5 protein-coding genes are annotated in these 8,226 nt (G+C 37.6%); 3 read left to right on the top strand and 2 right to left on the bottom strand.

Annotated features, from left to right (window positions below; genetic code table 11):
- Nucleotides 1-1,799, bottom strand: a 1,799-nt coding sequence (locus Q0L68_RS12590) for an alkaline phosphatase (RefSeq protein ID WP_296703664.1), incomplete at its 3' end; no start/stop codon positions are given.
- A 91-nt stretch (nt 1,800-1,890) separates the two neighbouring features.
- On the opposite strand from Q0L68_RS12590, the gene Q0L68_RS12585 reads away from it, so the two are divergent.
- The 3 genes from Q0L68_RS12585 to Q0L68_RS12575 all read left to right on the top strand — a co-directional run bounded on the left by Q0L68_RS12585 (nt 1,891) and on the right by Q0L68_RS12575 (nt 5,480).
- On the top strand, nt 1,891-3,060 hold the full coding sequence (locus tag Q0L68_RS12585; protein ID WP_296703661.1) for a sialidase family protein: 1,170 nt from the start codon (nt 1,891-1,893) through the stop codon (nt 3,058-3,060).
- 121 nt (nt 3,061-3,181) lie between these two features.
- Entirely contained in the window at nt 3,182-4,963 is a 1,782-nt protein-coding gene (locus tag Q0L68_RS12580; RefSeq protein WP_296703658.1) for a hypothetical protein, read from the top strand.
- 85 nt (nt 4,964-5,048) lie between these two features.
- Nucleotides 5,049-5,480: a hypothetical protein gene (locus Q0L68_RS12575; protein WP_296703656.1), complete on the top strand. Its 432-nt coding sequence runs from the start codon at nt 5,049-5,051 to the stop codon at nt 5,478-5,480.
- A 64-nt stretch (nt 5,481-5,544) separates the two neighbouring features.
- Here Q0L68_RS12575 and Q0L68_RS12570 read toward each other — a convergent pair whose 3' ends face one another.
- Entirely contained in the window at nt 5,545-8,157 is a 2,613-nt protein-coding gene (locus Q0L68_RS12570; RefSeq protein WP_296703654.1) for an alkaline phosphatase D family protein, read from the bottom strand.
- Nucleotides 8,158-8,226 lie beyond the last annotated feature (69 nt).

Here is an 8,226-nt window from a genome sequence, read left to right as displayed (position 1 = left end):
GCACCATAAGCGAATATGGGAACCAAAATCCCGGTATGGTCATCAGAATGATAAGCCAGTTCCAAAGTAGAAGAGGCAATATCCCCCTGAGGAATAGAAACCCCTCCAGTTTCATGATCTGCTGTAATTACCACCAAAGTACCAGGATGTTGATCCGCATATTGAATCACCTGACCTATCACTTGGTCGAAGTCCAACATTTCAGAGACAATCATAGACGTGCTGTTCTCATGTCCTCCCGAATCGATATTTGCGGCCTCCACCATCAGGAAAAAAGGAGCGTTTTTCTTCCTTAAAAAATCAAGAGCAAATGAGGTACTTTCCAACAAGTATTCTCCTCTCCCATCCAACTTTTTAGGCAATGATCCTTTAGAAGCAAAATATCCAATCCGACTATCATTAGTTTGTTCCAGACTTTTTACCAAAGTGAAGCCAGCATCTCTTAAGTTTGGTATTTCAGAAGAAAAAATATCCTCACCTCCACCAATAAACAGATCCAGTTTGCTTTTTGGTAGAAATGCGGCAATTTCCAAAGCATCGTCTCTTTCGGCATGATGTGCATAAAATGCCGAGGGTGTAGCCCCTGTCAGTTGATCTGTAGTGATGATCCCAGATCGGAATCCAAATCCATCCAAAATATCCGGGAGATTTTGAAGTGGATTTCCATTTTGATCTACTCCCAAAGCTCTATTATTCGTTTTTTTTCCCGTGGCATAAGCAGTAGCTCCTGCAGCGGAATCTGTAGTAAAATCATCTGTAGCTTGGGTCTTAACCAAACCCATATTTTTCAATTGAACCAGATTCAACTCATTTCCGTTGGCAAATAATCCTGCCGAAATCTGAGCCAATCCATTCCCATCTCCAAGCAGCAAAATGATCTGTTTTACAGGCATTGATGCTCCATCGAATTCAAATTTTGGATAATATACTTGATGAATCGAGGGGTTCTGATAAACTGAAGTTGGCAGACTCTTCAAATAGGAATTGGCTTCGTAGGGTTTATCCGTATTAATGTAGTCAACCCCCATTTCATAGAAAGCCTTCCAGGCAGTTTTGGAATCGGGAGTTCCCCAGAATCTGACTGGTTTGTCAAAAGAATGAACCAGATCAATGAATTGCTGAAGATTCTCTCGTTGATCTTCTACCATCCTTCCTTTTCCATTCCAGATTGAAAATTGCCTGAAACTCAGGCTGACCATTCCGATTTTTCCCCAAGGAAGAGAATTATTCAAATCTTTGCTTTGGTAGTCAAAAAACATCCATTCAGGGTATGATTCATATTCTTTTACATCGGGTCTATTTCCAGAAATGATCAACTTTAAGCCTCTAGGATTATCTTTTCCAAAAGCGATATCCCCATAGTTTTTCATTATAGACTGCAGTATTTCCAAAGTCGGCAAAGCAGCAGTTTTCAAATCTACGAGTAGGGTGAAATTGATTTCTTCAATTACTCCATTTTTCAAACCCTCCCGAATTGGGTCCAAATAGAGACTTTGAATAGTTTTCGAGGGATTTATACTTTCTTTTTCATGGGCAGCCATCAATTGACCATCTTGTAAAATCACATCTACTTCTATAGAAGATGCCCCAGCTCCAAAGGCTTCCCAGAATGGTGCATTTTGTAAATAATCGTTATGTGAATGAATCTGAAAACTTTTAGAATCTTGCCCTCGAGCAAAACCTCCAAAGAATAAAAAAAGAATAAGAGAAACTGATATTCGTCTAGGCATACCCAAAAATAGAATTTCTATACTTTCAAATGAATTTTCAAATTCTACAATCGCTAGTTTCTCAAGCATTTAAACTACTATTGATTTTATTTAGACTTCTGACCCCGAGTTCCAATTGGAAAGAAAGCTTTATTTTCGTTTTTCCTTGAATATAAATCTTATGATAAAAAATATTTTAACTTCCTTTTTCTTGATTGTCTTTTTACAAAGCAATTGTTTTTCCCAAGAGAGCACTGTCTTCATTGGTGGAGCTGAAGGTCATAAAATCTATAGAATTCCTGCAATCATATCATTACCGAATCAAGACCTTTTGGCCTTTGCTGAAGGTAGAGTGAATGGAGGTGCTGACTTCGGGGATGTGAATTTGGTTTTGAAAAGAAGTAGAGATCAAGGTAAAACCTGGTCAGATCTAAAAATGCTTGTCGATTATGATTCTCTTCAGGCTGGCAATCCAGCACCAGTGGTGGATATGTTTGATCCGGAATATCCTAATGGTGTTGTATATCTATTTTTCAATACAGGAAATAATCATGAATACGATATTAGAATGAACCGGGGAGTCAGAGAAGTTTGGATGATGAAATCATTTGACTTAGGAGAAAATTGGGGGAAACCTGTTAATATTACCAAGCAAGCACATCGCCCCAATAATCCGACTTTCAACCCAGAATACAAATTTCCTGAAGATTGGAGACATTATGCAAATACTCCTGGGCATGCTTTTCAGTTTCAAGAAGGTAAGTTCAAGGGTAGAATTTTTGTAGCTGCTAATCATTCGAAAGGAGATCCCCAGGACAATTTCAGCGAATATCAAGCCCATGGTTTTTTTACTGACGATCATGGGCAAACATTCGAGATTTCTGAATCGGTTGATATTCCAGGTTCCAATGAGTCCATTGCCACTGAATTGCCAAATGATCGAATGATTATGAGTATTCGAAACCAGAAGGGAGATATCCGGCAGCGGATCCTAGCTTTTTCTTCTGATGGAGGACAGACATGGGATGAGGCAGAATTTGAAGATGAACTTCCAGATCCTGTTTGTCAGGGATCAATTGTCTCATTAACCGATTCAAAAGGTAGATTTACTCTTGTCCATTCTAATAATGCAGACACCCAAAACAGGAATAATCTTAGCCTAAAGCTTAGCTATGATGAAGGAAAGACTTGGCCAAAAACTATCTTGATTGATGGAATTAGAAATCCTGGTAAATCAGCCTATACTGCTTACAGTGATTTGGTAATTATTGACAGAAAAGAAATCGGAGTGATTTATGAAAAAAATAATTACAAAGAAATAGTTTTTAAGGTATTACCATTAGAATTTTAATTTTTAAAATCTCTTTTTGAAATACTTTCTTTTCACTAAAAAGGTCCTGTTAGCTACAAGTCCGCTGGAAGATTCATAAATTAATCAAATTCCCGAATCCGGTACTTAGAAGTTTAAATTTTTGAGAGCTTTCGCATTAATATTGGTTTCTTTCTTAATCTGTAATTTCGGCTTTGCGCAAAGCAAAAAAGACAGTACTAAAACCTCCATTTCAAAAAAGGCCCTAGAGGAGGGAATTGGCTTAATTACTCGATCAAATAGAGATACTGTTTTGGTACAAAATAGCGATGAGGAATTCCTGCCATTTAATGGGAAAATCATAAGAAATATCTTTATCGAAAGCGTTGGATTTGAAAAATCAATTTATGGTAATCAAAAGCCTATTGTCCAAAAAATGGGTAGAATTGCTAACAAATTACATACGAATACAAGAGAAAAAACTATTCGTCAAAACCTATTTATTAAACCAAATGAAAAAATAAACCCTTATAAAATGGGGGATAATGAAAGGTTTTTGAGGGGTTTAGATTTCATTTTGGATTCAAGATTCATTCTTACACCTGTAGAAGGTACCGATTCAGTGGATGTAACTATTTTGACCAAAGATGTTTTCAGCATTGGGTTTTCTGCAGGAGGAAATCTTACTTCAGCACCAATATTGAGAGCCTATGACGCAAATCTTGATGGACGAGGACAAAGGTTAGAATTTAATTTGCTTTTTGATACCGATAGAAGGCCAAGAACTGGGATTGGGGCCTCTTATGAAAAGAAAAGCTTTTTAGGAAGTTTTGTTGATTTAGGATTATTCTATACTCAAATCAATGATGGTTTTTCATATGGAATAGAGAAAGAATATTCCTATGGCTTGAAACTGGAAAGAAAATTAATGTCCCCCTATACCCGACTCGCTGGTGGTGGACAATGGAGTAGTAATTGGTCAAAAAACGTCTATTCAAGACCTGATTCAGTTTTTTTGGACTACAAATACAATGTCGCAGACTTTTGGATTGGTTATAATTTCGGTGCAAAAAAGTCTATTCAAGACAGGAATAGAATGTTCCTCGCTGTCAGATCCTTTAAGGGTTATTTAATAGACACTCCAGTCCAAGAAGATTTCTATCAAGAGCGATCCTTCAGAGATATTAATGGTGTTTTGACGGAAATGACTTTTTATAAAAGAGATTTTTTTAAAACTCAGTATGTCTATGGATTTGGTAGAACAGAAGATGTGCCTTATGGCTATTCATTAAGTCCTTCCTTTGGGATTATTAGACAAGAAGATACACAGCGACCGTATACTGGAGTTAAATTCAATTATTCAAAAGGATATCCATCCGGTAGTTTTTATATTGTAGATTTTAATTCATCTAGTTTTTATAATAACTCCAAGTTAGAGGACGCCTTAGTTTTTACAACATTTCGCTATTTCACACCTGCTTTTGTCCTAGGACGTTATAGACTGAGAAATGAAATCAACTTTTCATTGGCTAAGCTATTTAACACCAATACAAACCAGTGGCTTGAAATAAACTCTACTCAGATACCTGGCTTAAGAATTAGGGACTATCAGGCTGAGGAAAGAGCCTCATTTAGAGCAGGTTCTCAACTTTTCACTCCTTGGTCTTTAATAGGGTTTAGAATTGCCATGTTTGGGATATTTGATATGGTAAGAGTTCGATGCAACACTTGTCTAGACACCGAAAACATCTATACGGGAATTAGTTCTGGTTTAAGGATCAGAAATGAAAACTTGATTTTTGGAACAGTGGAATTTAAGGTCACTTATATTCCAAATGATGAAACCGGAAACTCTAAGTTTTCATTCAAGTTTCGACAAAACCTTCGGATTAAAAGCACAAACAATTTCGTCAATCCACCATCATTCATAAGATTCAATAATTAACCAAATAAAAACCCAAAACCTGATTTTTATCATTGGAAGAACTTTCGGGAAAGTTTAGGTTTCGGGAATCTAAACAATACACCCTATGAAATCCTCAGCCTTACTCGGTCGCTTCTCTTTATTTATTATTTATTTCTGGTTTGGGATTTTAAAAGTTATTGGAATCTCCCCCGCTGAAACTCTGGTCCAAAATCTTTTCCTGGAGACATTTGGAGGATTGCTGGATTTCAAAGTTTTCTGTCTTGGATTTGGGCTATTCGAATGCTTCATCGGAGTTGTTTGGCTTTTTCCAAAATTCACGAAATATGCATTTTACTTATTGATCTTTCATATGGTCACAACATTCTTACCAGTATTAATTTTGCCTGATGCCACTTGGCAGACCTGGTTTACCCCTACGTTGGTAGGACAGTATATTATTAAGAATTTTGCACTTATTTCTCTGGGGATGTTTATTCTCAAAACCTTTGAGCAGTCACAAAATGTGGGATTCGAAAAAACCATGATAAAAATTTAGAGAATACAAAAGGGATTAGCTTCTTAAAGCAATAGCCCGATCGAAAGATCGGGCTATTGCTTACCTACTCGCTGAAATCGAAAATCAAAGGTTCTTCATTTCCTTCAGAAATTTTCAATTGCCCCATTGAAATCTTTTTGCCTGAAGATGAGTCTGTTAGATTTATCATAAATGAATCATTTGAAAAAACCTTTGGTTTATAGCTTCCACTTTTTAACCGAATGGCGTATTCCAGTTCACCCGATTTCTCATTATAAATTTGTAGCAAAGGCATTTTGGCTCCTTCCACTTTGATTTCCGGTAAATATCCCAAAGCTCTCCTACCATAATTTTCTTCTTGTGAAATCTCAATTGGCCAGCCGTCGTATTGAGCAGAAGGGTTTGAAATCGGATCAACATTTCGAGGCCAACACTCAATTTTCATAGTTCTGGAAGATTTGTCAAAAGTGATAATTCCATACCCCGTTCCTCTATCATATATCCTCGATGGTTCAAATCCTGTTTTATAGGGGTTTGCCACCGCATAAACAGTCATTTTATTACCAAAACCATCCATAAAATCTCCCGTATTTTTTGCTTTTCCAGGAAGAGGCTGATGTTCTGAAGGAACTTGAGGCCACCATCTTCTTGGCCATAGGTTATTTAATGCAGGCCCAGCAAATACAAATCCTGAATCTCTAAATTCATCTACTCCATATTGCACCGTACTTGCCAAATGTTGATCTCCTGCTATGTGCAAAGCAAAGGCTTTTCTAATTGTTCTTAATGCTTCATCTCTTCCTTTTTGAGGCCATCCATTGGAGTCCATATCTGAGGTGGGAGCATCTCCATCAACATACTCTCCTTTTTCAGGAATTGCCAAACTTGGTACAATTTCATCAATGATACTTCCTTCAGGTAATGTGGCTACGGTACAGAAATTCGTCTGGGAACAAACGGCTTTCATCTGAACTCCATTATTCCAATCTGAAGCCCAATGTGAAAGAAATTCCATTTGCCTTTTTCCTAAGAGATCTGCTTCAATATCATAATACTTTTTGATGTCAAAATCCCGATTCTGGATGAAGCCATTCTGAACTTGAGCCTCTTCCGGCAAAACTTTCTTAGGTGCGGATTTGAATTTCCTGTCCTCCAAAATCGCAAAACTCACTCCTCCATAATTCCAATCTGTATAGTAAACATTGATACCCTGCTTAACCGGTCTCGGGTCATATGGATCCGGCAAATGACTGGTCTGTGTGGCCTGAATCATATTCACCCATTGAGGAGACATTTTATATCCTCCCTGATCTTGAGCCACATAGCCCCAACCTTGATCAGTTGGTGCATGTTCGCCTCCCATTCCCCAAACATTCCCATGATACACATCATGATCATCCGGAATAAATGCAGCTGGAATTGTTCTAAAAATATTTCTATACGACCAACCAAACATGTACCATTTTCGGAGATAATCTAAACTCGATTTCTCGATTCGATCCGTTTGAATACCAAACCCTCCGGTTCCTTCATAAAATTGATCGCCAAGAAACAAAGCCATATCTGGCTTATGCATATTGACGTGGATAGAAACCTCTTCATCTGGAAATCCATGATCTGCATTACAACTGAAAACGGCAACTTTTAAATCTTCCAAAGATCCGGGCTCCTTAGCAATCTCACCATAATAGTCAAATTCCTGATTCTTGTTTTTCAGAGGAATCTCTAAATGAATCCTATAAGGCACTGTTCCCGGCTCTTGCCAATTTTTAATCCTGAATTGGGCTATCCTTCCCAAAGGATCAATGTCGGCCGTTTGAAGAGTTTCCCAGTTTTCATCTCTTCTAACCTGAAGCGAAATCTTCAAACTAGAAATCTCTTCAATTGGAGCCAACTGAGCAGTCATTTTCAATAAGCCCTGATGCAAAGTGTATTGAGCAAAGCAAATGGGTCCAAAAAGTTGATCTGCATTTTCTATAATCTTTTCACCCTTAAACATCCAATCCTCAAAAGAAACCATTGGCTTATCTGTCCCTAGCTTTTGAGGGCAATGTGCAACTAATGCAATATTACCAAGCAATAATTCTGGATCTACCTCCTTTTTAACCAGTTGAATTTGGTTAGAAACATCATCTTTTGGAATAGCCTTCAAGGTTAAAGTATAAAGATCTCCAACAACTTCTGCTTTCAATTCCAAGCTTATTGCTTCATCTGAAGTCAATTTCTCCGAAGAGATTTGATCCCCAATAAACAATTGCCCCAAACCATTCAGCCCTAGGTCTAAACCTTCTCCGAAAACTGCTGCAGAACGGTAATCCGGAAATCTTCCTTTCGCTCCCAATCTAAAACCAACATAAGATTCAGATTGACTTTTGAGCTCTTGATTTTCCCAGTTAACTGTAATTGATTGTTCAAAATTCTTCAAACCTTCCCCCAATTGATGGGTCAAAACATGAAGAGTGCGATTTGGCCCTGAAATCACACAACATGATTTACCTGCTTTCAGCTCCCAATCTTGAAGTCGATTCCCCCAAAACTCAGGACCTATCCATTTCATATCAGGCCAATTTTCCCAATTACTTTTAAAAATTGTTTCGGCTTTATCAAAAAGCTTGGTTATTCCTGTAAATCCTTGTGGGAAAAATATTGGAGAAATTGAACTTAAAGCCATTGCCTTTACGGCTGATCTTCTTTTCATAGGTCTAGTGTTGATCCTTGGGACAAAAGTCCTGATTGTTTTAAAATGAGTTGAATTCAAACTCATTTA

Origin of the sequence: Algoriphagus sp., assembly GCF_024642405.1 — a bacterium.
Lineage (GTDB): Bacteria > Bacteroidota > Bacteroidia > Cytophagales > Cyclobacteriaceae > Algoriphagus.
This window is presented reverse-complemented; position numbering and strand designations above follow the sequence as displayed.